The sequence below is a fragment of the Pedobacter paludis genome, from assembly GCF_003173575.1.
Taxonomy (GTDB): Bacteria; Bacteroidota; Bacteroidia; order Sphingobacteriales; family Sphingobacteriaceae; genus Pedobacter; species Pedobacter paludis.
Genome location: NZ_QGNY01000004.1, coordinates 452,547 through 479,157 on the forward strand (window position 1 = coordinate 452,547; position 26,611 = coordinate 479,157).

The window sequence follows — 26,611 nt, forward strand, 5'->3', positions numbered from 1 at the left end:
TGCGGTTTTTTTGTAGTTAATCTCTAATCCTCAAAAGTTGAAATCAACCTTTACCTTAGTATTTGCCCTATTCTCCGTTTCTGGCTTTGCACAGATGATTAAAACCGACTCTGTAAAAAAGTTAAATGATGTCGTAGTTAAAGGTTATTACAACAGTCAACCCATTTTACGCTCGGTTTCTTCCGTTAGCCTAATTGATAGCAATAGCCTAAAAAACCAGCAAACCAGCTCTTTTGTAAGCACCTTTAATGCCGTTCCCGGTGTAAGAATGGAAGAACGATCGCCAGGAAGTTATCGTGTTTCACTTCGCGGAAGTTTGCTTCGTTCGCCATTTGGAATTAGAAATATTAAAATTTATATAGATGATTTTCCTTTAACAGATGCTGGAGGAAATACCTATCTAAATGCACTCGACGTTTCTGCAGTTGGTTCTATGGAGATTTATAAAGGACCTGAAGCCAGTATTTTTGGTGCCAATACCGGTGGCGCAATATTGATCAATCCGCCAGGTTTAGATCAAAATAAAATTGATGCCTCGGTTATTGCAGGCTCGTATGGTTTATTTCATCAAACCGCAAATATTCAGCATCAGTTTAAAAATTATAGCTTTAGTATATCAGAAGGTTATCAAAAAAGTGATGGTTATAGGCAAAACAGCGCTATGGATCGGAAGTATTTCCAAACCACGCACAAATGGAATTATAGTCCAGCAGGGAGTTTAAAAGCATTTGCATTTTATAGTGATTTAAGCTATAAAACTCCAGGTGGGTTAACCGCAGCACAGTTAGAACAAGATCCCAAACTTGCCCGCCCAGCTACACCTACAATACCTGGGGCCATTACCCAACAAGCTGCCATATACAATAAAACCATTTTTGGCGGTTTATCAAACACGTATCAGTTTAGTCCTAATTTTAAACATGTAATTGCATTGTTTACTTCTTATACCGATTTCAAGAATCCATTTATAACCAATTACGAAAATCGATACGAAAGCACTTTGGGTTTGAGAACCTTTCTGCAATTTGATCAGATCAAGAACGATTTTAAATTTAGTGCACAAGCTGGTGTAGAAAGTTCGAGAACAAAAAGTCAGATTAAAAATTTTAACAACAACGCTGGTATAGAAGGAACGATGCAGGCTTATGATTATTTAAACGCCCACCAAGATTTTGCTTTTGTACGGTTAAATTTTGATATAAGCGGTAAATTTTTAATCGAGCTGGCCTCTAGTTTAAACTTCTTTAATTATAAATACGAAAGCTTCTTCCCTATTGCTATCGCCGAGAAACAAAGAAAATTTAGTGCGCAGTTTATGCCAAAGGTTGCCTTTTCTTATTTACTTCATTCTACCTTATCTTTAAGAGCATCTGCGAGCAAGGGATATTCTCCACCAACCATTGCGGAGGTTAGATCATCAGACAACAACATCAACAACAATTTACAGGCAGAACTGGGCTGGAACTATGAAATCGGTTTAAGGTATAAAAGCGAAAACAATCGTTTTTACGCCAACGGAAGTGTTTTTCAATATCAGTTAAAAGATGCGATTGTACGGCGGTTAAATACAAATGATGCTGAATATTTTATCAATGCGGGCGGTACGAAACAACTTGGGATAGAATTGGAAACTGCCATCTGGATTATCAAAAACAGCCCTTCCATTTTAACAGGCTTGCAATTAAGAAGCAATTATACCTATAGCCATTTTAGATTTAACGATTTTGTAAGTGGTACTTCAAACTTCAGCGGGAACAAACTTACCGGTGTCCCGGATCATATTGTTGTGAATAGTTTAGAACTGCAGTTTCAAAAAGGTTTTTATTTATTTGGCCAACACAATCATACTTCGGCTCTACCGCTTAACGATGCCAATACCGTAATGGCAAAAAAATACGATTTGATTGAATTAAAAGCGGGCATAAGAAATTTACGATTAATGAAAACACATTTAGACGTTTTCGCAGGCGTGAATAATTTATTAAATGAGCAATACAGTTTGGGCAACGATTTAAATGCCGCGAATGGAAGATATTTTAATCCTGCAACTGGAATAAATTTTTATACTGGCCTTGCGATAAAACTATAGGAAATGCTTAAAACAAATTTCTTTATAGATTGAAATTATAGGTACCAATTGGATTTGAATCCACAGAAATACAAAAGCCACACTTAGCGTTTTTTCTAAGCGTGGCTTTTATCATAGTTAGAATAATAATCTAGAAATCAGATTAGTTAACCAAATCGATTTCTTTAATCGCGATTTCGCTTACCACAATTTCTGTTGTAAAGCGTTTTGTTCCATCCTTAGCTTCGTAGCTTCCTGTTAACAATTTTCCCTCAACCGTTAATCTTGTTCCTTTTTTAATTTGTGCCTCAGCAAGTTCTGCCTTAGCATTCCAAAAAGTTAAACTAATCCACTGTGTTTTTTTAACGTCTTCGCCTGAGGCATTTTTGTAGTACTCGTTAACGGCTAAATTTACTTTAGCTAATTTCTGATTTCCTGCCAATGTTTTTACCTCAACATCTGCACCTGCAAAACCACTTAATACCACTTTGTTAATTGAACTTTCCATAATCATAAAATTTAAAGGATCTAAATATTTAACGAACGAATAGTCACCACGACTACCGACAGAACAAAGGTGCAAACAGCGATAAAGATTATTCGGTCAATAAACAGTTATAGTCGTTTATAAACGTTTATACACGGATAAATAGCCTTGCAGTTATCAGAATGCATGATAAATTTTTCGTCAGTTGGCCAGAATTTGTTTAGTTTTACTCATCATCCCATAATAAAATCAAAAAATATTATGGAACGCTTGTGTTTAGATTGTGGTAAACCTTTAAGAGGTAGATCCGATAAAAAATTCTGCGATGATTTATGTCGCAACAGTTATAACAATCGCCTAAAAAGCGAGGAGAGTCTTGTTGTAAAACGGATTAATGCGATTCTCAAAAAAAACCGAAATATTCTTGCTCAGCTCAACCCGGAAGGCAAAACTAAAATCACCCGTAAAAAACTTTTTGCTACAGGGTTTAATCTAGATTACCATACCCATACCTACCAAACCCAAAATGGAAATCAATATCGCTTCTGCTATGAGTATGGTTATCTGATATTGAACGAAGAGGAGTTTTTATTGGTGAAAAGGGAGGAGAAATGAGTGAAATTGATCTATTTAGATTAAGCATAGAAGACTTTTATTTATTGTCGGCTTTCAAGGAAAGTGTACCAACAAAAGCAAGTCAATTTCGATAAAACGATCTTGATTAGAAATCTAAGGAGTTTTAAATATTCTTAAATTTAATGAGTTGTGTATATTTACGAGTTAGTGGCATTTTAAGAAGACCGTGAAACAGAAGACTTATATTTTGGCAATTACAGCAGTTTTTTTAAGTTGTAACAATCAACCTAATCAAGTTGAAAAAACAGCTATTGCTAAAACGGAAACACAAACAAATAAGGTTGACAACTCAAAATATTATACACAGCAAGACACTATTTTGATTTTAACCGAAATAGGAAACACTTTGAAATTCGCCAAATCAGATTTCAATAAAATTGTGGATGAACATCCAGAATTGTTTCAGGAATTTCCGGAACATCCCGACAGGATCTATTACCGTTTCGTAAACAATGTTGACTTTGGGAGCGAACAAGGCCAAGATGTTTATTATGTTTTATATGCATATTTTCTAAAGCAGAAAAACGGTATTACAAGATATGTTCAACAGCGAAAGAACCTTATTGAAATTTATTTAAGAATAAACTCTTTATTTGCACATTTTCAATATGGTGGAACATACTTTGATCACCAAAAAATGAGGATTTTAGGATATGCTGAATACTCAATTTACCTATTTCCTAAAGAGAAGAATTAACTTGAAAAAACTTATGAAATAACGAAACAAAAAGAACTTTATATCAAATCATTAAGACAACTTATAGAAGACGAAAGTAAAGTTGACTTTGAAACATTAGGTAAAGAAAAATTGATAAGAAATAAAAAAATTAACACAATAGTTGACGAGCTTGAAAAATTAATAACAAATAATTTTTATTTAAGACGAACCCAAGAATTTCATTACAGCAACTACGAATATTATTGAAAGAAAAAACAGCCCCTAATACGGATTTACGCCAGGCGGTGTGAAGAGCAAAATTCAACAGCTTTTTCAATTTAACTTTAATATTAACATTGGCTTTTATGCTTCAGTTTTCCGCATCAATGCAACACCCAAAACGTTGTGCGCAATTTAACAATACACACTTACAATGAAATATTTATTAGAAAGTCAAATTAGTTCAAACTTTGGACCTGGAAAATCTATTGAACAATATGTTGACAGAATTGAGCAGGCAGACTATTCTATATTAAGGTGGGTTGCAATCGAACGAACGAAAGATATTTACACATTAGTTATTCATGAAGTTTTTGACGAACGTAATGAGGTGCAGTCAATTTACGACTTTACCTATTTAGAGCCTGACGACATGCATGGAAAGAGAATTGCAAATTTCGAAAGCTTGAAAGACGCTTTTGAGATGGCCGAAAAAGAGTTTGGCACGACCCCTGATAAATATTTGACATGTGGGTTTCTAAACAAATATCTAGAATCACAAGGTAAATAAAAACTGCGCTTAACAGCAAATTTAATCTATTCCCGGGTAAACTGCTCTTTGTGCCGATACCAAATTTATTTACCTTAGTGCAAGGGCAGAAAGCATTTCCGTAAATCGGGCACAACCTAAATTTTGGCGGTAATTTTTTGACCGATATCGAAAATTTAACGACTACTAGAATGACAGAATGGTATAGAAGAAAAACTTGGGCGAAAATTGACGAAGAGGAATTCTTTGCCAAACTTTCACGAGCACGAAAAGACGGTCGAGCACAATATTTAAAAATACAAGCCATTGAATTGGTTAGCACCCAAAACAAGGAACTATTAAGGGTTGCTGAAAAATTGCTTAATAAAATGTTGACTGAATATCCAGATGACAATTTTAATAAAAGTTCTGCACTATATACACTTGGAGACATTTACAAAATAAATGAAGACTACAAATTGGCTATTGGCTTTTATAAACAAGCTCTTGATTTTGAAACAATTTATCCTAATGTCAGAACACAGGCTTATTTAGATTATTCAGAGTTGGTTGTAAAAACAAACAAATTGGAATTATTTGACGAGCTTGAAAAAATTCTATTAGAACGTTATTCGGGACTTATGTTTCCAATTGAAAAGTATAAAGTGAATTCAATTCTTTCAATACTTAACAAAGCAAAAGGATATCAAGCAGAAGCGAGGAAATATGCAGATTTAGCCGAAAAATCTGTAACAACTGAGACATCGGGACTTAGATACCATAAATATTTGGGGGTTGTACAGGAGCGTGACAATTGGCTTGACAACCTTGTACAATTGTAAAAAACAACCGCCAACATTGCGTTGGCCCACACTAAACTCATTACTTAGCATATCTTTCAGAATCACGCTGGAGAGCAAAACAACTAAGAGTACATTCAAATTTTAGAAATATAAGTAATCATTAAACTAAGAAATGGCGCATAAAAAATTATGTTTGAACTGTAAAATTTGTTTTAACATATCGCATGATGATGTTAGAAATTCAGATCTTACATGCCCTCAGTGCGGTAATCAAGCAATGCTTATAGCTCATAGATTTAGGCCACCAAAAAAGGAAGATCTTAGAAAATGGAAAGTCGTAGAATTTCTAATAGCAAATGGTTTTCCCTATCAACATGTATCTATTTATGAGCCAGATAGACACGGAATTAAAAGATTTGTTAGTTATGGTAAATATCCCGAAAATATGATTGATGCTGTTGATTTTGTAAATCGCTTTAAAAAACAAGCTATTAAACCAGCGAAATCATAAAAACAACAGATTATTTTGGCCTTCCCCCGAAAAGGGCAAAAAAATAACCGAAAAACCATATAAAAAAAATTTATCCATATCTACATGAACATCCAAGAACAAATTAACGAATACATCACCAGCCAGCCTATATCTAAAAGCAATGATCTACAAGAGCTAAATCGTATTATTTTGGCCATAATGCCGGCTTCAAAATTGTGGTTCCTTAATGGTAAAAACAGTGAAAACAAGGTTGTTTCAAACCCTAATATTGGATACGGGGTTCGCACCATTAAATATGCAGATGGAACAACAAAAGAGTTTTATCAAATTGGTTTGAGTGCAAACACAACCGGAATTTCAGTTTATATTCTTGGTATTGATGATAAAACCTACTTAGCCAAAGCTTATGGTGAACAAATAGGCAAAGCAAGTGTAACTGGTTATTGCATAAAGTTTAAAGCACTAAAAGATATAAATGTTGAAGTGCTTGAAGAGGCTATAAAATTTGGAATTCAAGCCTAGAAAATATGGTGTTTTATTGTATAAATCTTAAATTGTTGAATGGTAGCGAAAGCGTATCGCCTGTTGCAACTTATCCTCAACATACCTAAGAGTGTTCGACAAACAAGCAAACTATGAATCGCTGAAAATGAGTTCATAAATTAAAGAATGAAATAATATGGAAGCAATACTTGAAAAATTTAATATCTCCGACGATCAATTTACTTGGTTTGATTGTGAACGGTTCGACAACGGTGATGCTTACATTAACCTCTTCCAAGAACTTATCAGAATTTCGATGAATAGGATGTTACCTAAAAAAATCAATTGGCAAGAAGGTTGGAGTATAGGGAAAGCGTATTATTTAGCACAGGTTTCATTCGAATTTAACTTAAAACTACATACCATTAAAGTGCGTTGTGATGAATGGTTTGATCCTGATTTAATAATCAAGTTAAACTCAATTCTTGGTCAAAATAGCGACTTTGAAGAAAGATTCTATCCAATAGAAACCGGTGACCAAACATTAATAATTGCATTTTTAAACAATCAGCAATATTCCGAATTAGAAAAAAATAACCTCATTGCAAACTTGAATGATTATATGCTCGACAAGAGCGATAATTGGGATCAGTTGCAAATTGAAAAGTAGCTTTGGAATAACGCTTAAAGTATCTTACAGATCAGTCTTTTTAACTTTAATTGCATTCACAGTTACATGAGCAACACACAAATTATTGTCCAAATCAACCCACCACATAGTCTATTCTACACCCTAGTAAAGTAAAGGCTAAACTATAAATTTGCCTTATACTTTTTAAGCACAAACCATATGACAGCAATAGAAATATTTGTTAAAATGATATTAGACAGGTGGAATGGATCTATAAAAAATTGCGATGCGCTTCTCAATTCCCTATCTGATGAGACCCTGCAAAGAGAAATCGCACCAAACAAAAATAGAGGGATTTATTTATTGGGGCATCTTATTGCCGTGCACGATGATATGTTAATCTTATTGGATCTGGGCGAAAAATTATATCCACAATTGTATGAGCCATTTTTAAAATCTCCCGATAAAACAGTAACCGAAATTCCATCGGTAACGGAATTGAGAATTTTCTGGAACAACCAGTGCGAAGTTTTAAAACAAAAGTTCGATGATTTAAAACCAGAAGAATGGCTAACAAAACACACAGCGGTTTCTGCCGAAGACTTTGCAAAAGAGCCCAACCGAAATAAACTAAATATCATTTTAACCAGAACCACTCACTTGGCGTATCATACTGGTCAATTGGTGTTGCTTAAATAATTTAAAAATGACAACATCAGATTTTACCACATCTTTTTTGGTTAATCGTTCAGCAAAAGAGGTATTTAATGCCATTAATAATGTACGGGGATGGTGGCAGGGAGAAATTGCAGGCCCTACAGAAAAAGTGAATGATGAATTTAGCTACCGCTCTGGAGCATTTCATTTCTCCAGACAGAAAATAGAAGAATTTGTCCCGTACGAAAAAATTGTTTGGCAGGTTACTGAAAGTAAAATCAATTTTGTAACCGATAAAACCGAGTGGACAAACACCAAAATCGTTTTCGAAATTAACGAAATAAATAACCAGACTGAGGTTTGTTTTACCCACATTGGTTTGGTTCCAGAAATTGAATGTTATGGAAGTTGCTCAAATGCCTGGAGCAGACTTATTCAGGAAAGTTTATTCAGTTTGATCACTACAGGTGTGGGCACAAAGGTTTTTGGTTAAAACAAAATCCAGATGATCTATTTTTCTTATTCGTTTGCAGTATTTTTATTATGTTAGTGCGATGGCTAATTGGAAAATAAATTAGCCAAAAATCAAACAACATCAGGTAATTAATACCTAATAACGATCTCAATGGATAACTGTAAAAACTGTGCCCAAACCATCAATGGAAATTATTGCTCAAACTGTGGGCAACCGGTAAAGCTTAAAAGAATTGATAGGCACTATATCACGCACGAAATTGAACATGTGTTGCATTTTGAAAGAGGGATTTTTTACACCATAAAGGAATTACTAAAAAACCCAGGTCAAAATGTTAGAAATTACATTAGCGATAACAGAAGTAGACTGGTAAAACCCATTATATTCATCATTATTACCTCCTTAATTTATTCGATAATCAACCACCTTTTTCATATAGAAGATGGTTACATGAAATTCGAAGAAAGCAAAAAAACCGCAACGAGTTCAATTTTTGAATGGATTCAAGGTCATTATGGTTATGCCAATATTATGATGGGTGTTTTTATTGCATTTTGGGCCAAGCTGTTTTTCAAAAAGTATGATTATAATTTTTTCGAAATTTTAATTTTACTCTGTTTTGTAATGGGCATGGGCATGTTGATTTTTTCTTTTTTTGCCTTGATTGAAGGATTGACGCACATAAATTTAATGCAGGTTGCAGGTGCTGTTGGTATGGTTTACACCATTTGGGCCATCGGTCATTTTTTTGATAAGCGCAAAGCCATAAATTATCTCAAAGCATTTCTTTCTTATATGCTTGGAACGTTATCGTTTTTTATACTGGTGTTTGCAATCGGAATTATTTTTGAACTAGCAATTAAACATTAAAAATGAAAAGTATATTTCTTTCAATTATAATTATAATGCTTACGCACTCAAGTTTTGCCCAAAAATTTGATAAACGCCAGATATCTCAAAAGTCAGAACTGAATCTTTCTTTCGAATCAAAATTCCGTGGAATAATAAAAAATGATGTCATTTATTACGTAGAGAAAGACATGCAGACTTTATCTGCTTATTATAATGGCAAACCAAAGTGGAAGACCAATATAATTGCTATTTGCGGGAAACCTTATATCGGAAAACCTGCAATAAGGGTTATAAAACTTAAAACAGATAAAATGTTTGTTGTCTTCGGCAAGCACAGTTTTGCCGAGGTTGACCTAAGTACGGGAAAAACTAAATATCTGGGCTCAGACTAGATCACAAACACAGATAAACATTTTTGCATTTCTGAGAAATATTGAACAAAATTTTTCTTGAAACAACTTAATCCTTATAATTTAATAGTCAATCCACCTACCCTAAAAAAAATTTAAATTATAATTTGCGTAGTTAAATAACTACGCATATATTTGTAGTCAAATAGCTACATAATGAATTTAAGACGAGATGTATTTCAGGCCATTGCAGACCCAACCCGAAGAGCAATCCTTTTATTAGTCGCCACACAAGCGATGACTGCAGGAGCAATTGCTTCAAATTTCGATACAGCGAGGCCAACGGTTTCCAAGCATCTACAGATTCTTACCGAATGCGAACTGCTTAAACATGAACAAAACGGAAGGGAAATATCGTACATCGCCAACGCAAAAAAAATGAAAGAGGTTGCCGATTTTATCGAACCTTTCCGCCAAATGTGGGATGATCGCTTTAACAAATTAGAAGCCATCATGAAAAACTATAAAAAATAATTGTATGGAACTCAAAACAAAAATTGATGCCGAAGATGGTAAACAGGAACTCATTATTACACGAGAATTTGACTTGCCCCTAGAATTGCTTTTTAAAGCTTATGTAGAACCAGAAATTGTAGCGCAATGGATGGGTACAAAAGTGCTTAAACTGGAAAGCAAAAAGCACGGAAGCTATCAATTTGAAACCAGTGATGCAAATGGAAACGTTGTTTTTCGGGCTAATGGCGTGATTCCGGAATTTATCCCAGAACAGAAAATCACCCGGACTTTCGAAATGGAAAATACGCCTTTTGCTGTTCAGCTTGAATTTTTGGAATTTGAAAAACTTACAGAAAGTACCAGTAAACTCACTATGCAAATTGTGTATAAATCGGTGGCGCTTAGAGATCAAATGTTAAAATTGCCCTTTGCTCAGGGCTTAAACATGGCTCATAACAGATTGCAGGATGCGGTAAAAAATTTAAACTACAACAATGACAAGGCGAAATAAAATTATCTATTGGATATCAACCGCCTGGCTTGCGCTGGGCATGCTCTCTACAGGGATTGTACAAATTCTGAAGCTAAAAGATGAAGTAACACTGATGAACCATTTAGGCTACCCACTGTACTTCCTAACGATTTTAGGCGTATGGAAAATATTAGGCGTAGTTGCTATACTTGTTCCAAAATTTCCATTGCTAAAAGAGTGGACTTATGCGGGTTTCTTTTTTGCGATGTCGGGTGCGCTTATATCACATTTTGCGCTAGGAGATGCAGCCAAGGATTTTTTTGGACCAACATTACTATTAATTCTGATTTTGGTATCTTGGTATTTCAGGCCTGCGGATAGAAAGGTTAATTCAATATAAAATACAGTTATGAATCCTAAAGTTGATTTTTATTTTAATCAGGCTAAAAAGTGGCAAGCGGAAATCCATAAATTGAGAATGATTGCACTTGATAGCGGCTTAAGCGAAGAACTGAAATGGGGTTGCCCCTGCTATGTACTCGAAAAAAGCAATATTGTTTTGATTCACACCTTTAAAGATTACTGTGCCTTGTTGTTTTTTAAAGGCGCTCTTATAAATGATAAAAATGGTTTGCTCATCCAACAAACCGAAAATGTACAATCTGCCCGGCAAGTTCGATTTACCAATCTTCTAGAAATTTTCGAACAGGAAAATATCATACAGAATTATATTGCTGAGGCTATTGCAGTAGAAAAAGCTGGATTAAAAGTTGAGCTTAAAAAGCACACCGAATATAAAATATCTGAAGAATTTCAACATAAATTAGATCAAATTCCTACTTTAAAAACGGCTTTCGAAGCATTAACACCCGGCAGACAACGGGCTTACCTTCTTCATTTTTCTGCTCCAAAACAAACCAAAACCAGAGAAGCCAGAGTTGAAAAATACATGCCTTTAATTTTAAAAGGCAAAGGTTTAAATGATTAGCAAAAATAAAAAGTCAAAAGCATATTAACCAAATGAATAGCACAGAGAAAGAATTATCATCAGAACAAAATCAAGAATTAATCAAGATTTTGAAAGATCGTTTCGAGAAAAACAGCATGCGCCATAAAGACCTTGATTGGGGTTTAATCCAAGCGAAATTAGAAAATCAAAAACAAAAATTATGGTCGCTTAACGAGATGGAAATAACTGGCGGAGAACCTGATGTTATTGGTTTTAATGAAGAAACAGGCGAATATATTTTTTGTGATTGCTCGACAGAAAGTCCGAAAGGGAGAAGAAGTATCTGTTATGATCATGAAGCGCTAGAATCTAGAAAAGAACATAAACCCGAAAATAGTGCGATTGAGATGGCAAAGGATATGGCGATTAAACTTTTAAACGAAGAAGAGTATCGGGCATTGCAAAGACTTGGATCATTTGATCTGAAAACTTCAAGCTGGATTGAAACGCCTGCTGCCATTCGAAAATTAAAGGGCGCACTCTTTTGTGATCGCAGATACGAGACAGTATTTGTATATCACAATGGAGCAGAATCTTACTATGCTGCCAGAGGTTTTCGGGGATTACTAAAAGTTTAGGGTAATTTTAATCGTATTTCGCAATTCTCCGTTTCTAAAACATTTTAAAAACTGACGAAGTTTACCCACCAATTAAGGCCGATAAAACTTCGTAAGTTGGTTGTATCTTGCAACACTCCTTATCTAAACCATCTTAAAAACTAACGAAGTTTCCCCACCGATTTAGGCCTATAAAACTTCATAAGTTGGTTTTAGCTTGCAACTCTCCGTTTCTAAACCATCTTAAAAACTTACGAAGTTTACCCGCCGATTAAGGCCGATAAAACTTCGTAAAGTTATTTTTTTACCAAATCACTACCCTTAAACTATCTGGTTGATACATTTTGCTCCCGGCTTTGATTCCAAAAGCTTTATGAAATTCGGGTACATTAGCCAAAGGGCCGTTAACTCGATATTGTGCAGGTGCGTGTACATCAACCATAATCTGATTGGCTAAAGCTTCTTTTTTAACCTGTACCATCCAGGCATAGCTATAACCCACAAAATATCTTTGTGTTGGGGTTAAACCACCAATTTCTTCATTTTTTTGATATTGAGGAGATTTTTTAAAAGCTTCTAAACCCATTACAACCCCACCTAAATCAGCAATGTTTTCGCCTTGTGTGGCATCACCATTTACAAACTTGCCTGGCAGTGGTTCAAATTTATTGAACTGTTTTACAATCAGCTTGGTTTTTATTTTAAACTTGGCTAAATCTTCTGGTGTCCACCAGTTTTTTAGATTTCCGTTCTCATCGTATTGACTTCCCTGATCGTCAAATCCGTGGGTAATTTCATGGCCAAAAGTAGAACCGCCGATAATACCGTATAAAATGGCATCATCCGGCATTCTTCCTTCAAAACCTGGTACTAAAATATTGCAGGCAGGCACAACAATTTCATTGTTACTTGAAGAATAATAAGCATTATAGGTTTGAGGGAACATATACCACTCTGTACGATCAACAGGTTTACCGAATTTATTGATCATAAACTGATACTTCCATTTGTTGGCTTCGAGCACATTGCCACAATAAGATTCCCGACTGATGTTAAGCGTGCTCATATCTTTCCATTTATCTGGATAACCAACTTTCATGGTAATTTTACTAAGCTTTACTAGGGCTTTTTTCTTTGTGGTTTCACTCATCCAATCTAAATTTTTGATGTGCAGGGCGTAAACATCTCTGATGTTGTTACCAATTTCCAGCAATTTCTCTTTTGAGCCTTTTGGAAGATATTCAGAAACATAAACCTGCCCAATCAATTCGCCCAAAAAGCCGTTGGTTTGCTCAACAACTCTTTTCCAACGGGGTTTTTGCTTGGTTACCCCACCCATAACGGTAGAATAGAAATAGAAATTTTGTTTATCTATTGCACTTGGAAGATAATTTGCGTAAGAATTCAATAAATCCCATTTTAAATATGCTTTCCAGTCTTCAATAGGATAACTTTTTACCATTTTGTTTAAAGCAACATAAAACTCTGGCTGGCCAATAATTACGGTATCTGCTTTGGCAACACCCAATTCCTGCAATACATTTTGCCAGTTAATATTGGGTGTAGAGGCCTTGAACTGTGCCACGCTCATTTTGTTATAATTTTTAACCGGATCGCGAAGCGCTTCTAATTTCCGCGACGATTTTGCGAGCTCGGTTTCGAACTTCATAATTGTTGCCGAATTCTTTTTTGAGGTAGATGCATCATTTCCCATTAGCAGAGACATGGCATCTAAATGTTTTGAATATTCGTTTCTAATGTTTACCGTTTCTTTATCTGTATTGAAATAGTAATCACGATTTCCCATACCTAAACCGCCTTGCGAGAAAAAAACAGCGTATTTACTGCTGTTCTTATCGTCTTGACCAACATAAAAGCTAAATGCTGGAGAAGCGCCAATGGTATGTAAATAAGCAATAGTGCTGATTAATGAAGCCTCATCACGAATCTGATCGATTCGTTGCAAATTCGCAGACAAAGGCTTTAATCCCTCTTTTTCTATAGCCACGGTATCCATTCCCGATGCATAAAAGTCTCCGATTTTCTGCTCATTACTTCCCTTTTTTGCATTGGTTTCTTTTGCAGATTTTTCGCAGATGTTTTTTACCTGCGCATTGATGGTATCTTGAATGGTTCTGAAAATTCCGTTCCCCCGCTCTGTACTTGGAATGGGATGGCTTTTAAACCAGGCTCCATTTACATAATTAAAAAAATCATCGCCTGCTTTTACTGTGCTATCTCCATTGGCTAACAATGGATCTTTGAAATCGGCATCTTTTTGATTGCAAGCCACAATAGTAATGCAGGATGCGATTAGGATTATATTTTTAATTTTAATCATTTGGTTTGTTTTGAAATGTAAGATAAAAAAATTATTGCCTTTCTTGTCTTCATATTTTTATATTGGTTAATATAAACCTGTTTGTCTCAAGATAACGAAATTTATAAAGATAAAACACTGTAAACTATTAACTTACATTTAATTTTAGATAAAAAATCTTATCTTCAAAAAAAATTATCGCTATGTCAAAATCAAAAACTATTGTATTGGTACATGGAATGTTCGTAAATGATACTTCTTGGACCGAGTGGAAAAAATATTTAGAACAAAAAGGCTACACGGTTTATACACCAGCAAACCCAGGCCATAGTGGAAATCCTGCTGATTTAAGAGCAAATATTCATCCTGAACTTGTTCAAACTGGCTTTATTGATGTGGTCATGAATATCGCTAAATTGATCGATACCTTACCAGAAAAACCGCTTGTTATTGGTCATTCCATGGCTGGCCTTGCAGTACAAAAACTAATTGATCTTGGTAAAGCAGATGCGGCCGTAAGCATTGATGGCGCACCACCAAAAAATGTATTCCCACCTTTTTCAACGGTAAAAATTGTTTGGCCAGCACTTAATTTCTTTGCGAGTAAAGATTATTTTTTAGGTTCGAGAGATTGGTATAATCGGGCATTTTTTAATACCCTAACACCAGAAGAAAAAAATAAAGCATACGATGCCATCGCAGTTCCTGAAAGTAGAAAAATCGGCAGAGAAACCTTGTTAAAATCATTTTCCAATGCAGAATTTGGAAAACCACATCAGCCCATTTTATTTATAGGTGGTGGGCAAGACAATATCTTCCCTCCTTCTCTAACAAAAAAAATTGCAGGCAAATACAAAGATTCAAACAGTCGGGTTGATGTGAAAATTTTCGATAATAAAAGCCATTTTATTTGTGGCGAAAAGGGCTGGGAAAAAGTGGCAGATTATATTTTGGATTGGTACTCAAATTTGTAAGAAATGATAATGAAGGAGCACTTAATATTTGCTCCTTCATTTAAACCAATGCTTCTTTATTATATTTCCCTTTATACTCAATTGGCGACATGCCCGTAATTTTTCTAAACACTTCGCGGAAAGCCTTTACATCCGAATAACCAACCTCATACATCACCTCATTTATTGTTTTTCTACTATTTTCAAAAGCTTTTTTAGCAGATTCAATTTTTACGCGTTGTGAATATTCAACTGGGGTATTTCCGGTAGCTTTGATAAATCTTCGATCGAAATTTCTTCTGCCAACAGAAAATTTAGAAGATAAATGCGCTATTGAAATTTTTTCCTGCAGGTTCTTTTCGATATAATCCTGTGCTTTTTTGATCATTTCATCGCCATGCGATTTTTGGCCTTTAAAAATGATAAACTCCGATTGACTTTGCCTTTCTATTTCAATCTGAAAAACCTTTGCGCAAAAAATTGCCGTTTGCCGATCATAGTATTTTTCAACTAAATAAATCATCAAATTTAGGAAAGAGTAAGCACCGCCATTGGTATAAATCCCATTTTCATCGGTAATTAACCGATCTGTTTTCAAATTTACATTGGGAAACATGCTTCTGAAATGATCGGTAACCGCCCAATGCGTAGAGCAACTTTTACCATCTAAAAGGCCAGATGATGCAAGCATAAAAGCACCTGTGCAAATGGTCGCAATTTCAGATCCATTTCTATATTGCTTAGCAATCCAATCTATCAGTTCATGATTGCTGGCTACCGCCTGTTCGTAATTGTGATTTAATGATGGGATAATAATGAGGTCTGTTTTTTTAACTGCTGAAACATCTACATGTGGTTTTACAGTGAACAAACCTTCGTAAAAATCTACTGTTTTTGAAATCCCCGCCAACTGAATGGCAAACAATTCCTTTTTGCCTGTTTCTTTCCAATAGGCATTGGCTCTTGTAAAAATTTTATAAGCACCTACAATACTGCTCAAATTATTTTCCCCATTGGGTACGATTATGGTCAGGTGTTTCATGTTTTCTTTTTCGTAAAGATAAAAATTCCAGATGTCCAAATCAACCCACTACAATGTCCATTTAACACCTCGAAGAAATTAACATTGATGTTTAAATTTGGATTACAAAAACATGGCCTCATGAAAAGAATCTACCTTTATCTGCTTGCTTCAACCGCATTATTGAAAAGTTATCCATCCTTAGCACAATCAGAAATGAAAAATCAAGATTTTACCACCACCATTTTAGTAAACAAAACACCAAAACAGGCCTTCGATGCGATAAACAATGTTCGCGACTGGTGGTCAGAAGAAATTGAGGGCAGTACAGATAAGCTCAATGCAGAATTTAAATATCACTTTCAGGATGTACATCGTTGCAAAATGAAAATAACCGAGCTGGTTCCAAACAAAAAAGTGGTCTGGTTGGTAGAAGAAAATCATTTTAGTTTTACCAAAGATCAAAATGAATGGGTTGGTACAAAAATTATTTTCGAGATCAGCAAAAAAGATGGTAAAACTGAAATCCATTTCACGCATCAGGGTTTGGTTCCTGCGTACGAATGTTATAAAATCTGCCAAGATGCATGGACTCAATATATTCAGGAAAGCTTAAAAAACTTAATTGAAATAGGTAAAGGCAAAACAAATGGCAAAGAAAAACCACAAACGGAAAATGAAAGGAAACTGAGTTCTGGTAAAAATTAGTCTTAAAAATATCTTCCAACACCGCAAAGCAACAGCTTAATTGCTTTAAGGTTCAATAATTACATCAAAATATTATTTCCATATAAAAAGACAGAAGATTAATTCTTATTTTCTATCTTAATGGCAAATGATCAATACGTTAAAATCAAATAAAACTACAATAATTGGTATAGTTCTCATCCTGGCTTTATTATTTATTCAACAGCTTACCTTCTCTCCTTTTTTAAAAAGCATCGGTGCATCTGTAGGTGCCTCAACATTCCTAACATCAAGATTACTGATGTGGTTTTGCCTGCTTGTACTTTGGTTTTTTGTCTTAAAAGTAGAAAAGCAAAAATTCATCGTTTGGGAAGAAAAGAATTATAATATTCCATTTTACATCGTTTCGGTAGTTTTAATGTTCATTATCATAATTACTGGAGTTACCTGTATTCAAAAAGCCATTTCCCTACTTGGATTAAAAAGCAACGGTGCATCGTTAATCAGAATTGTTAATATTTTTAAAAAAAATTATTGGCTCATGATTTTTACTGCCCTTACTGCAGGTATTGTAGAAGAATTAATTTTTAGAGCTTACATCCAGCCTCGTTTGGAAATTATATTTAAAAGCCCCGTTGTGGCAATAATTATCTCTTCCATATTTTTTGGTTTACTTCACTTTCAGTATGGAACAATCATGAATGTATTGGGTCCAATTTTTATAGGAGCAGTATTTGCCGTTCACTATTGGAAATTCAGGAACATTAAAATACTTATTTTTAGCCACTTTCTTTGGGATTTCATTCTGTTGTCCATCTCCTTAAAAAAATAAACTTAGCAAGTATCGGGTAGCTTAAGGTTCTAGTCTGCATTAATTTTGTGTATAAATAAAATGTTATGAAAGCTCAAGACGAAATTAACTTCAACAGAATTGCAGAAGCCATCAATTACATACAAACCAATTTTAAGGATCAACCAAGCCTTGAACAAATCGCAGAAAAAGTAAACTTAAGTCCTTTCCATTTCCAAAGGCTGTTTAGCGAATGGGCAGGTACAAGTCCGAAAAGATTTTTGCAGTACATCAGCATCAATTATGCTAAAAAACTATTAAAAGAAAACCAGGCTTCCTTATTTGAAACCGCTTTGGAAACCGGTCTTTCTGGCACGAGCAGACTTCACGATTTGTTTGTAAATATTGAAGGCATGACACCGGGAGAATACAAAAACGGAGGGGAAAACCTAAGTATCAATTACAGTTTTGCCGAGAGTCCATTTGGAAATATTTTAGTCGCATCAACACAAAAGGGAATCTGTCATATTGCTTTTGCTGATGAAGAGTTATCCGGTTTAGAAACTTTGAAGAATCAGTTTCCAAGGGCCGAATACAAACAAATGCTGGATTTGGAGCAACAGAATGCCCTGTTTATTTTCAGTCACGATTGGAGTAAACTCAACCAGATTAAACTTCATTTAAAAGGAACAGATTTCCAGCTGAAAGTTTGGGAAACCTTATTAAAAATCCCGATGGGTCAGCTTTCTACTTATGGCACAATTGCCAAGCATCTGCAAAACCCGAATGCATCAAGAGCAGTGGGTACGGCAATTGGCGATAATCCGGTAGCATTTTTGATTCCATGCCATCGGGTAATCCAATCTAGTGGAGCACTTGGCGGTTATCATTGGGGTACTACGCGAAAATCAGCAATTATTGGTTGGGAAGCCTCAAAAATACTAGGAGGACAGTAATGCAAGAAGAAATGATAAACCGAATTTTAGTCATAAACTGGGATGAGACAACATTCTCTATGAACAATAAGGGCTATGCTGTTTTGCCAAACTTTTTATCGGATGCAAACTGCGAAAACCTGATTGAAAATTATGGGAATGACCAACTTTATCGCAAAACGGTGGTCATGGAACGTTATCGGTTTGGCTTGGGCGAGTATAGGTATTTTGACTATCCGCTTCCCAATTTGATTCAGACCATTCGGGAGACGGTTTATCCTTACCTTGCTCCTATTGCCAATTTATGGATGAAGGTTTTAAATATTGAACAGACTTTCCCAAACGCTTTGCACGATTTAAAATCGCTTTGCAATGCAAACAATCAGCAGAAGCCTACGGTGCTGATTCTAAAATATGGCATTGGCGGATACAATACACTCCATCAGGATTTATATGGCGATGTTTATTTCCCCATGCAGATGGTTCTGTTTTTAAACGAACCCGATGCTGATTATACAGGAGGAGAATTTGTGCTAACCCAGCAAACGCCAAGGGCACAATCAAAAGCGATAGTTTTAAAGCCAAAGAAAGGCGATGCACTAATTTTTACCACGAACTTTAAACCAGCAAAAGGCATTAAGGGTTATTATAGAGTAAATATGAAACATGGTGTAAGTGAATTGAAAAGTGGTGAAAGGCATACTTTAGGAATAATTTTTCACGATGCAACGAGTTAATTATGATAAAACACGAAGAACTATCAATGGAAGATTTAAGAAATCAGATTAAAAATAATCAGATTTGCTTTGGTGGTAATGCTGACTTAAAAATTTATGGAAGATTAAGCTGTAAATCGGGCAAGAGGATGAAAATGCAGCATCGGGTATTCTTTAAATCAGAGAAAGAAGCTCTAGAACATGGTTATCGCCCTTGTGGCAATTGCCTTAACAAAAAATATAAGGAATGGATTTATTCAACCCAGAAATAGACACAAGCAAAAACTTGCTGCCATACGGCGGAACCGTTAATTACTATGGCAAATTGATTTCAAAAACCAAAGCTGATCATTATTTTAATATTTTAATGAACACAATCGATTGGCGAAATGATGAGGCCTTTATTATGGGCAAACACATCATAACCAAAAGAAAAGTGGGTTGGTACGGAAACGAAGAATACGCCTACACCTATTCTAATGCGACTAAGCATGCCTTAATATGGACACCAGAATTACTCGAACTGAAAAATTTGGTTGAAGAAAAAACAGATACGGCATTTAATTCCTGTTTACTTAATTTATATCACAACGGTGATGAAGGTATGGCCTATCACAGCGATGACGAGAAATCTTTGGGCAAGAATACAACCATTGCATCCCTCAGTTTTGGCGCAGAACGAAAGTTTCTTTTCAAGCACAAAGAAACCAAAGAAACGATAACCACATTTTTAGAACATGGGAGTTTATTGGTCATGAAAAATGAAACTCAAACCCATTGGTTGCACCGTTTACCACCGACTAAAAAAGTTATCCGGCCAAGAATAAATTTAACGTTTAGAACAATGGTTTAATGTTCCTTTAGTTTGTATTGATCTGTGGTCGGTATTATCACTGATCACTAAACCGACTGAAATCATTGCAAAACCATTATGTCATTGCGAGGCAAGAAGCAATCTTAATACTTTGGGTTTTATAGCAGCAAATCGCATTAAAATTGCTTCGATCTTCTAAACAAAAATTGTTACTTAATCTAGTGCTTAAATTCCTTAATATCAACCACTCTGTCTTCATCAGGGTTTTTAAGCAGAAACGAGGTGCCACGTTCATTTTTTACCCAACTGTAGCCTTGCTGAATATTCCCTACCAAAGTTTCAGGCTGATTAAGCAAACTCGCATCAACCGGAAGATTAAGCGTTTCGCCTGTTTGATAATTTACCTGGTATAATGAAGTTGCTGTCAGGAAAACCAAAGTTTTACGATCAGAAGAATACATAAAAAACTTTCCTTGTATGCGTTCTTCAGGAACTTGTCTTTTGATCGGATAAACGTTTCCGTTTACAGAGGTAATTAAGAAATCGTTGTTGATGATAAAGCTGGTTCGGCTAATTTCTTCCAATCCCTTAGTTACGTTTCTGTCGTTTTTTCCATTCGATGATTTATCTAAATCAATTACATCCAATTTTCCATTTTTAAGGAGAATGATGTAAAATGGAGAAACCAGTCCCGAACCATCAGCAACCTGAACAAGGACTGCTGTTTTTTGTGAGTTTAAATATCTGGCCTCCGAAAATTTATTGGCCAAAGGTTTCGGATCTTTCTTTATCGAAATGGTTGTATCTTTAAATTGGATGGCAGATAAATCAACCTTACCAGAATCTGTTTTAACAATAGTTAAAATTTCATCTTTGCTTTTCGGAAATTCATTAAAACTTTCATCGGCTGTTAAAGCTCTTGGAACAAGGGTTTTTTCCTGGCTTCCCGGTTTACAGGCCAGTAAGGTTATCGATAAAAAGAGAGCTAAGAGTGTAGTTTTCATAGGTTTTGGTAACGGCTAAATTTTTTGCCCAAATTAATCATCTTTCTGGATACCTTTTAAAAAAAAATATAATCAAACGTAAAGATTTGGATAGAACACATTTGATTTGGTTAAAATTAATCGTTAAGTATTTTTTTTATTTTTGAGCTGAGTAAACCACATGCAGATTTTAAATTTCTTCATCAGATACAAAATTGTGATACTTTATGGTATTGTGCTTGCAATGCTGTTGTTTTTATTAAAATGGTTAGAACTTCAATTTATTGTTAGCAACTACTCTTTCGAAATTTATGCCGGCTCTATTGCGGTAATGTTTACGGCACTGGGAATCTGGCTGGCATTAAAGCTTACTAAACCAAAAACCATATTAATAGAACGTGAAATTTATACGGAAAGGCCGAATGTTTTTATTCTGAACGAGAAAGAACTTGCAAAGCTTAATATCAGTAAACGAGAATTAGATGTATTACAGCTAATGGCTTTTGGATTAAGCAATCAGGAAATTGCTTCGAAATTATTTGTTTCCTTAAATACGATAAAGACGCATACAACAAAAATCTTCGAAAAACTGAATGTAAAGCGAAGAACACAAGCCATAGAAGTTGCCAAAAGATTAAGTATTATTCCATAGTAAAGCTCATTCTTTAGCATTAAATTACTGCATATTTTAAAAATCACCCTAAAGTATGAGCCATAAAAAAAATAAATATTTCACTTTCGTGCTGTAAAACTTAAACAGAAACAGATGAAAAAAAATGTACTCGTATTCGGATTAATTGCAGGAGCAATTGTTACTGCAATGATGGTATTCTCTGCTGCCAAATGTTATGGCGACGCCAATTTTGAAAGCAGTATGGTTTTAGGCTATGCCTCCATGCTATTGGCCTTTTCCTTCATATTCGTTGGAATAAAAAACTATCGTGATAAATACAATAATGGTATAATCAGTTTTGGAAAAGCTTTCAAAATCGGATTATACATCAGTTTAATTGCATCAACTTTGTATGTTGTTGTCTGGCTATTCGATTACTATTTATTTATCCCCGATTTTATGGATAAATATACCGCACATGCCCTGCTAGAAGCCAAAAAAGCTGGAGCAACAGCTGTAGAAATGGCGGAAAAAACCAAACAAATGAATGATTATAAAGAACTTTACAAAAACCCGCTTTATGTTATTCTTTTAACGTATTCGGAGATTTTACCTATCGGAATCATTGTTTCCATTCTTGCAGCATTGATTCTTAAAAGAAAAAATAGTTCTATGCATAAAGTTGAAAATCCATTAGCCGTTTAAAACCTATATATTAAATACTGAAAAACATCACCATCTGAATGAAAATTTTTGCAGAAACCGAACGATTACTATTAAGAGAGCTTTTACCAGCTGACGCGGAAGGAATGTTCGAGCTAGATTCAGATCCTGATGTTCATTTATATCTTGGGAACAATCCCACTAAATCAATAGCAGAAGGTAAAAATGATATTGAATTTATTCGAGATCAATATGAAAAACTGGGCATTGGCAGATGGGCTGTTATAGAAAAAGAAACTGGGGATTTTGTTGGCTGGTCTGGCTTAAAATTTATAACCAAATCAACAAATAACCACATTAACTATTATGATTTGGGTTATCGGTTTATTAAGAGGTCGTGGGGAAAGGGTTATGCCACAGAAACAGCAAAAGCAGCAATCGACTACGGTTTTGAAACGCTTAATCTCGATTTTATAATTGGAATAGCCGATGTACATAATCAAGGTTCGATTAATGTGCTTGAAAAATCGGGTTTAAAAAAAATCGAATTGTTTGATTATAACGGAAAGCTTCATCACTGGATGAAGATCGAAAAACAAAAAGGCTAAATTCAATTATAAAATTCTATTTTCGCCAAAATCAACAAGAACATGGAAACTAAAGACAGTAACGGCAATATTCTAAATGAAGGCGATTCGGTAACCGTAATCAAAACACTAAAAGTTAAGGGCATGTCTACCGATATTAAACAGGGAACGGCAGTAAAAAACATTCGTTTAACGGATGATCCAAAGGCAATAGAAGGACGTGTAAATGGAACGGTACTTGTGCTTAAAACAGAATTCCTGAAAAAGAAGAACTAAATTAAATAATTAGGTCTATCATTTATTTTTTCTCCACCTTAGAAACCTAAGAACATCTAAGTTTTTATACGCATAAATTAACTTTGTCGCAACTCCCAGCTAAGGTGCCCTTAGATGTCTTAGGTGATGATTTAATTTTACCATTGACCAATAGTGAGCTATATGTTTTAACCATCTTAGAAACCTAAGGACATCTAAGTTTTTATACGTGTAAATTAACTTTGTCGCAACTCCCAGCTTAGGTGCTCTTAAATGTCTTAGGTGGTGATTTAATTTTACCATTGACCAGAGTGAGATATATGTTTTAACCATCTTAGAAACCTAAGAACATCTAAGTTTTTATACGCTTAAATAACTTTGTCGCAACTTCCAGCTAAGGTGCTCTTAAATGTCTTAGGTGGTGATTTAATTTTATGATTGACCAGACGCGAGCTATATGTTTAACCATCTTAGAAACCTAAGAACATCTAAGTTTTTATACATGTAAATAACTTTGTCGCAACTCCCAGCTTAGGTGCTCTTAAATGTCTTAGGTGGTGATTTAATTTTATGATTGACCAGACGCGAGCTATATGTTTAACCATCTTAGAAACCTAAGAACATCTAAGTTTTTATACATGTAAATAACTTTGTCGCAACTCCCAGCTTAGGTGCTCTTAAATGTCTTAGGTGGTGATTTAATTTTACTCCAGACGCGAGCTATATGTTTAACCATCTTAGAAACCTAAGAACATCTAAGTTTTTATACATGTAAATAACTTTGTCGCAACTCCCAGCTTAGGTGCTCTTAAATGTCTTAGGTGGTGATTTAATTTTACTATTGACCAATAATGAGCTATATGTTTAACCATCTTAGAAACCTAAGAACATCTAAGTTTTTGTACGCGTAAATTAACTTTATCACAACTGTGGTTTAGTTTTTGATAACAGTATTGAAAAATTAGTACACTATGAAAAATTTACTATTCTTAGGATTAATGATTTGTTTTTTTAGTTCTTGTATTGAAAAAATAGACACTAAAGCATTGGCAAATACAAAATGGGAATTATCAGAATTGCCTGGGATGACATTGCCAAGCACTTCGAAGGCAACTTTAAACATTGCCGATAGCTTAAAAATTGGTGGGAAATCCTTCTGTAACTCTTATGGTGGTCAAGGAGAGATTATTGATAATAAACTGGCCTTAAAAAATATTTTTGGAACAAAGATGTTTTGTCAGGATACAGATGCTGCCGAACGCTCATACTTGCAAGCTTTAAACCAAGTAGATAACGCAAAAATTGTAGATGGGAAATTGCATCTATTAGCCGCCAACAAAACTCTTTTGGTATTTACGAAAGTGAATTAACCATATTTAACAATCAGAATAAGCCCGAGCAAACTATTTTTAGTATTTTCGGGCTTTTTAGTTATTACAAAGGATGCGATTTAAAATTAAAGAAGATTTAAAGTTCTTTTTCTCTACCATTAGGAAAGCATTTATCTTGTTCCAAAAAAACGATCCTTTGCGTTTGGCCGGGGCAACGGCATTCTTTACCAACTTTGCGCTTCCACCAATATTAATCATTCTAATTCGCCTGTTTGGTATGTTTACCGACAGGAGATTATTGGTAACGCACATTTTTGAGCGCTTAGCCAATATACTGGATGACAGCAGTATAGCGCAAATTAGATTAACCTTAAGAAACATTAGGGGAATCGATCAAGCCTGGTATGTAACACTCTTCAGTTTTGTGTTTTTCCTTTTTGTGGCCACCACGCTTTTTAACGTAATTAAAAATTCTTTAGAGCAAATTTGGACAATTGGTTTACAAGCTAAAAAAGGAATTCTGGCAACACTTAAATCTAGGGCCATTTCGGTTACAATAATTTTATTGGCTGGTATTTTATTCTTTTTAGGACTATTGGCAGATAGCGTTCAGGCTTTTATTGGGGCCTATTTAAAAACCGGCTCGCCATCTTTCAGTTTGGTGGTTTCCTCAATTATCAATCAAATTGTATTTGTACTTATTGTAACCACTTGGTTTACAATACTTTTTAGGTTTTTAACAAATGGAAGGCCAACTTGGAGAGCTGCAATATCTGGAGGTTTATTAACTGGATGTTTATTTACCGCTGGAAAATATATTCTTAGAATTCTCTTGCCATTAAGTAATATTAGCAATATTTATGGATCGGCAGGATCGATAATCGTTATTATGCTTTTTGTATTTTATTCTTCGCTAATATTTTATTTTGGAGCATCGTTTATTAAAGCATTAAGCAATGAAAGAGATACGCCTATCGAACCAAAGAATGGTGCTTTTGCTTACGAACTTACTCAGGTAGAACACGAAATCCTAAAACAAAAAAAAGGCAGATAAATTATTTACCTGCCTTTTTTATATAATTTTTCCGCTATTTAAGCTGAAACTTTTTCATATCCCTGCATTTCGAAAACTGCAAGTTTATTCAACAAATTGTAATGTAAAGTTCCGAAAAGGTTTACCAAACCATCGTTACTTTTGCCTTCTATCCAAACCGATTCCTTAACTACTTCTGTATTTTTGTTGTTCTGATTATTAAAAATCATTTCTTCATCTTTAATAATCAAATCTTTTGCATCAATACGAAATTGATTAAGTAGGGAGATAAAATTCTGGCCTTTCAGTAATAATTCTTTTAAGTTCATAAGGCATATTTGATTAAGTTAGTCTGTACACAAACGCAATTATCAAACCAATTAAACCCTTAGCTATCAAAATGTTGATAACTTACAAAATTCTATATCCTATACCAACGGTAAATAGATTTAGCTTGGTTCCAGGGTATCCTGATTTATTAATTTTAGATAGCCCCAATTCGTAGCGGGCATCAAAACTGATCTTTTTAATATCCAGTCCTGCACCAAATTGCCAAGCCAATGCCTGATCTTTGAAGTCGGCTTTAAAAACATTTCCAGCGGCTTGACCAAAACTTTGGTTTTCATCTAAAATTAAAGAGAACATTGGCCCTGTATTTAATCTTAAGCCAATTCCTGCAGCACCAAATTTAGTTCCAATTAAAAGTGGAACATCCAAGCTGGTAAAGCGAACCCGATTTATTTCGCCTGTAGCATCGCTAACCAGATTTGCTTTTTTTCCAGAAATATATAACTCTGGTTGAAAATAAACACCAGCAGCTCCTACCCTTGCCCACAATCCACCATAAAAACCAGTGCGATTTTCACTGCTAAATGTATTTTCAGAATCAAACTTCGAAAAATTTGCTCCAGCCTTTAACCCCAATTGGAATGTAGGCAAAACCTGTGCACTGGCATAAAAGCCGGCAAATAAACAGGCAATAGTAAGATAGAACGATTTCATATTAATAGGGTGA

Annotated in this window: 36 protein-coding genes; 30 read left to right on the forward strand and 6 right to left on the reverse strand. The window is 34.8% G+C overall.

What is annotated here, in order from left to right:
- Positions 1 to 37 precede the first annotated feature (37 nt).
- Positions 38 to 2,089, forward strand: coding sequence for a TonB-dependent receptor (locus DF947_RS13360; RefSeq protein ID WP_109930536.1), 2,052 nt, complete (start codon positions 38 to 40; stop codon positions 2,087 to 2,089).
- Between the two features lie 142 nt (positions 2,090 to 2,231).
- Here DF947_RS13360 and DF947_RS13365 read toward each other — a convergent pair whose 3' ends face one another.
- The gene (locus DF947_RS13365; RefSeq protein ID WP_109930700.1) at positions 2,232 to 2,576 is read right to left on the reverse strand and encodes a single-stranded DNA-binding protein; all 345 of its coding nucleotides are present in this window, start codon (positions 2,574 to 2,576) and stop codon (positions 2,232 to 2,234) included.
- A gap of 240 nt (positions 2,577 to 2,816) precedes the next feature.
- Between DF947_RS13365 and DF947_RS13370 the strand changes: the two genes are divergently transcribed.
- The 16 genes from DF947_RS13370 to DF947_RS13445 all read left to right on the forward strand — a co-directional run bounded on the left by DF947_RS13370 (position 2,817) and on the right by DF947_RS13445 (position 11,916).
- Positions 2,817 to 3,170, forward strand: a complete 354-nt coding sequence (locus DF947_RS13370) for a hypothetical protein (RefSeq protein WP_109930537.1) — start codon at positions 2,817 to 2,819, stop codon at positions 3,168 to 3,170.
- Positions 3,171 to 3,357: 187 nt separating this feature from the next.
- Positions 3,358 to 3,888, forward strand: a complete 531-nt coding sequence (locus DF947_RS13375) for a hypothetical protein (protein WP_109930538.1) — start codon at positions 3,358 to 3,360, stop codon at positions 3,886 to 3,888.
- A gap of 394 nt (positions 3,889 to 4,282) precedes the next feature.
- Positions 4,283 to 4,639: a hypothetical protein gene (locus tag DF947_RS13380; RefSeq protein WP_109930539.1), complete on the forward strand. Its 357-nt coding sequence runs from the start codon at positions 4,283 to 4,285 to the stop codon at positions 4,637 to 4,639.
- A 170-nt stretch (positions 4,640 to 4,809) separates the two neighbouring features.
- Positions 4,810 to 5,439: a hypothetical protein gene (locus tag DF947_RS13385; protein WP_109930540.1), complete on the forward strand. Its 630-nt coding sequence runs from the start codon at positions 4,810 to 4,812 to the stop codon at positions 5,437 to 5,439.
- Positions 5,440 to 5,572: 133 nt separating this feature from the next.
- Positions 5,573 to 5,911, forward strand: coding sequence for a hypothetical protein (locus DF947_RS13390; protein WP_109930541.1), 339 nt, complete (start codon positions 5,573 to 5,575; stop codon positions 5,909 to 5,911).
- A gap of 84 nt (positions 5,912 to 5,995) precedes the next feature.
- On the forward strand, positions 5,996 to 6,415 hold the full coding sequence (locus DF947_RS13395; RefSeq protein ID WP_109930542.1) for a DUF1801 domain-containing protein: 420 nt from the start codon (positions 5,996 to 5,998) through the stop codon (positions 6,413 to 6,415).
- 157 nt (positions 6,416 to 6,572) lie between these two features.
- Complete coding sequence (locus DF947_RS13400; RefSeq protein WP_109930543.1) at positions 6,573 to 7,046, forward strand: hypothetical protein; 474 nt, start codon at positions 6,573 to 6,575, stop codon at positions 7,044 to 7,046.
- Positions 7,047 to 7,226: 180 nt separating this feature from the next.
- Positions 7,227 to 7,706, forward strand: coding sequence for a DinB family protein (locus DF947_RS13405; RefSeq protein ID WP_109930544.1), 480 nt, complete (start codon positions 7,227 to 7,229; stop codon positions 7,704 to 7,706).
- 7 nt (positions 7,707 to 7,713) lie between these two features.
- Complete coding sequence (locus DF947_RS13410) at positions 7,714 to 8,157, forward strand: SRPBCC domain-containing protein (protein WP_109930545.1); 444 nt, start codon at positions 7,714 to 7,716, stop codon at positions 8,155 to 8,157.
- A gap of 132 nt (positions 8,158 to 8,289) precedes the next feature.
- A complete protein-coding gene (locus tag DF947_RS13415; protein WP_109930546.1) occupies positions 8,290 to 9,009 on the forward strand; it encodes a DUF3667 domain-containing protein in 720 nt (239 codons plus the stop codon).
- A 2-nt stretch (positions 9,010 to 9,011) separates the two neighbouring features.
- A complete protein-coding gene (locus DF947_RS13420; RefSeq protein ID WP_109930547.1) occupies positions 9,012 to 9,383 on the forward strand; it encodes a hypothetical protein in 372 nt (123 codons plus the stop codon).
- Positions 9,384 to 9,557: 174 nt separating this feature from the next.
- Positions 9,558 to 9,875, forward strand: a complete 318-nt coding sequence (locus DF947_RS13425) for an ArsR/SmtB family transcription factor (protein ID WP_109930548.1) — start codon at positions 9,558 to 9,560, stop codon at positions 9,873 to 9,875.
- A 4-nt stretch (positions 9,876 to 9,879) separates the two neighbouring features.
- Positions 9,880 to 10,368, forward strand: coding sequence for an SRPBCC family protein (locus tag DF947_RS13430; RefSeq protein ID WP_109930549.1), 489 nt, complete (start codon positions 9,880 to 9,882; stop codon positions 10,366 to 10,368).
- Positions 10,352 to 10,729: a DoxX family protein gene (locus tag DF947_RS13435; RefSeq protein WP_109930550.1), complete on the forward strand. Its 378-nt coding sequence runs from the start codon at positions 10,352 to 10,354 to the stop codon at positions 10,727 to 10,729. Before DF947_RS13430 ends, DF947_RS13435 begins: the two co-directional genes overlap by 17 nt.
- A gap of 9 nt (positions 10,730 to 10,738) precedes the next feature.
- Entirely contained in the window at positions 10,739 to 11,317 is a 579-nt protein-coding gene (locus DF947_RS13440; protein WP_109930551.1) for a YdeI/OmpD-associated family protein, read from the forward strand.
- A 32-nt stretch (positions 11,318 to 11,349) separates the two neighbouring features.
- Positions 11,350 to 11,916, forward strand: coding sequence for a DUF4256 domain-containing protein (locus tag DF947_RS13445; RefSeq protein ID WP_109930552.1), 567 nt, complete (start codon positions 11,350 to 11,352; stop codon positions 11,914 to 11,916).
- Between the two features lie 283 nt (positions 11,917 to 12,199).
- Here the strand turns inward: DF947_RS13445 and DF947_RS13450 are convergent, their stop codons facing one another.
- Positions 12,200 to 14,236 carry a M13 family metallopeptidase gene (locus DF947_RS13450; protein WP_109930553.1) on the reverse strand — a complete coding sequence of 679 codons (2,037 nt, stop codon included), beginning with the start codon at positions 14,234 to 14,236 and terminating at the stop codon, positions 12,200 to 12,202.
- A 182-nt stretch (positions 14,237 to 14,418) separates the two neighbouring features.
- Between DF947_RS13450 and DF947_RS13455 the strand changes: the two genes are divergently transcribed.
- A complete protein-coding gene (locus tag DF947_RS13455) occupies positions 14,419 to 15,189 on the forward strand; it encodes an alpha/beta hydrolase (protein WP_109930554.1) in 771 nt (256 codons plus the stop codon).
- 40 nt (positions 15,190 to 15,229) lie between these two features.
- Here DF947_RS13455 and DF947_RS13460 read toward each other — a convergent pair whose 3' ends face one another.
- A complete protein-coding gene (locus tag DF947_RS13460) occupies positions 15,230 to 16,210 on the reverse strand; it encodes a GlxA family transcriptional regulator (RefSeq protein WP_109930555.1) in 981 nt (326 codons plus the stop codon).
- Positions 16,211 to 16,330: 120 nt separating this feature from the next.
- Between DF947_RS13460 and DF947_RS13465 the strand changes: the two genes are divergently transcribed.
- The 6 genes from DF947_RS13465 to DF947_RS13490 all read left to right on the forward strand — a co-directional run bounded on the left by DF947_RS13465 (position 16,331) and on the right by DF947_RS13490 (position 20,170).
- On the forward strand, positions 16,331 to 16,897 hold the full coding sequence (locus tag DF947_RS13465) for an SRPBCC family protein (protein WP_240615381.1): 567 nt from the start codon (positions 16,331 to 16,333) through the stop codon (positions 16,895 to 16,897).
- 127 nt (positions 16,898 to 17,024) lie between these two features.
- Positions 17,025 to 17,708 carry a CPBP family intramembrane glutamic endopeptidase gene (locus DF947_RS13470; protein WP_109930556.1) on the forward strand — a complete coding sequence of 228 codons (684 nt, stop codon included), beginning with the start codon at positions 17,025 to 17,027 and terminating at the stop codon, positions 17,706 to 17,708.
- Positions 17,709 to 17,773: 65 nt separating this feature from the next.
- Entirely contained in the window at positions 17,774 to 18,622 is an 849-nt protein-coding gene (locus tag DF947_RS13475) for a methylated-DNA--[protein]-cysteine S-methyltransferase (RefSeq protein ID WP_109930557.1), read from the forward strand.
- Entirely contained in the window at positions 18,622 to 19,338 is a 717-nt protein-coding gene (locus DF947_RS13480; RefSeq protein WP_240615382.1) for a 2OG-Fe(II) oxygenase, read from the forward strand. Before DF947_RS13475 ends, DF947_RS13480 begins: the two co-directional genes overlap by 1 nt.
- 2 nt (positions 19,339 to 19,340) lie before the next feature.
- Positions 19,341 to 19,589 carry an Ada metal-binding domain-containing protein gene (locus DF947_RS13485; RefSeq protein ID WP_109930558.1) on the forward strand — a complete coding sequence of 83 codons (249 nt, stop codon included), beginning with the start codon at positions 19,341 to 19,343 and terminating at the stop codon, positions 19,587 to 19,589.
- The gene (locus DF947_RS13490; RefSeq protein WP_109930559.1) at positions 19,565 to 20,170 is read left to right on the forward strand and encodes an alpha-ketoglutarate-dependent dioxygenase AlkB family protein; all 606 of its coding nucleotides are present in this window, start codon (positions 19,565 to 19,567) and stop codon (positions 20,168 to 20,170) included. The genes DF947_RS13485 and DF947_RS13490 overlap by 25 nt, the downstream gene beginning before the upstream one ends.
- A 179-nt stretch (positions 20,171 to 20,349) precedes the next feature.
- On the opposite strand, the gene DF947_RS13495 is transcribed toward DF947_RS13490, so the two are convergent.
- A complete protein-coding gene (locus DF947_RS13495) occupies positions 20,350 to 21,135 on the reverse strand; it encodes a hypothetical protein (RefSeq protein ID WP_109930560.1) in 786 nt (261 codons plus the stop codon).
- Positions 21,136 to 21,295: 160 nt separating this feature from the next.
- Here DF947_RS13495 and DF947_RS13500 point away from each other — a divergent pair, with 160 nt between their 5' ends.
- From DF947_RS13500 to DF947_RS13525, 6 genes are all read left to right on the forward strand, one after another.
- Positions 21,296 to 21,766, forward strand: a complete 471-nt coding sequence (locus DF947_RS13500) for a response regulator transcription factor (RefSeq protein ID WP_109930561.1) — start codon at positions 21,296 to 21,298, stop codon at positions 21,764 to 21,766.
- Positions 21,767 to 21,880: 114 nt separating this feature from the next.
- Positions 21,881 to 22,432, forward strand: coding sequence for a DUF4199 domain-containing protein (locus DF947_RS13505; RefSeq protein ID WP_109930562.1), 552 nt, complete (start codon positions 21,881 to 21,883; stop codon positions 22,430 to 22,432).
- 38 nt (positions 22,433 to 22,470) lie between these two features.
- Positions 22,471 to 22,998 (forward strand): GNAT family N-acetyltransferase, encoded by a 528-nt coding sequence (locus DF947_RS13510; RefSeq protein WP_109930563.1) that lies wholly within the window; start codon positions 22,471 to 22,473, stop codon positions 22,996 to 22,998.
- Positions 22,999 to 23,040: 42 nt separating this feature from the next.
- Positions 23,041 to 23,253 (forward strand): alkylphosphonate utilization protein, encoded by a 213-nt coding sequence (locus tag DF947_RS13515; protein WP_109930564.1) that lies wholly within the window; start codon positions 23,041 to 23,043, stop codon positions 23,251 to 23,253.
- A gap of 950 nt (positions 23,254 to 24,203) precedes the next feature.
- Positions 24,204 to 24,602 (forward strand): META domain-containing protein, encoded by a 399-nt coding sequence (locus DF947_RS13520; protein WP_109930565.1) that lies wholly within the window; start codon positions 24,204 to 24,206, stop codon positions 24,600 to 24,602.
- A gap of 73 nt (positions 24,603 to 24,675) precedes the next feature.
- The gene (locus tag DF947_RS13525; RefSeq protein WP_109930566.1) at positions 24,676 to 25,617 is read left to right on the forward strand and encodes a YihY/virulence factor BrkB family protein; all 942 of its coding nucleotides are present in this window, start codon (positions 24,676 to 24,678) and stop codon (positions 25,615 to 25,617) included.
- A 38-nt stretch (positions 25,618 to 25,655) separates the two neighbouring features.
- Here DF947_RS13525 and DF947_RS13530 read toward each other — a convergent pair whose 3' ends face one another.
- Both DF947_RS13530 and DF947_RS13535 read right to left on the reverse strand, forming a co-directional pair.
- Positions 25,656 to 25,925: a hypothetical protein gene (locus DF947_RS13530; RefSeq protein WP_109930567.1), complete on the reverse strand. Its 270-nt coding sequence runs from the start codon at positions 25,923 to 25,925 to the stop codon at positions 25,656 to 25,658.
- Between the two features lie 82 nt (positions 25,926 to 26,007).
- Entirely contained in the window at positions 26,008 to 26,598 is a 591-nt protein-coding gene (locus DF947_RS13535; protein WP_109930568.1) for a porin family protein, read from the reverse strand.
- Positions 26,599 to 26,611 lie beyond the last annotated feature (13 nt).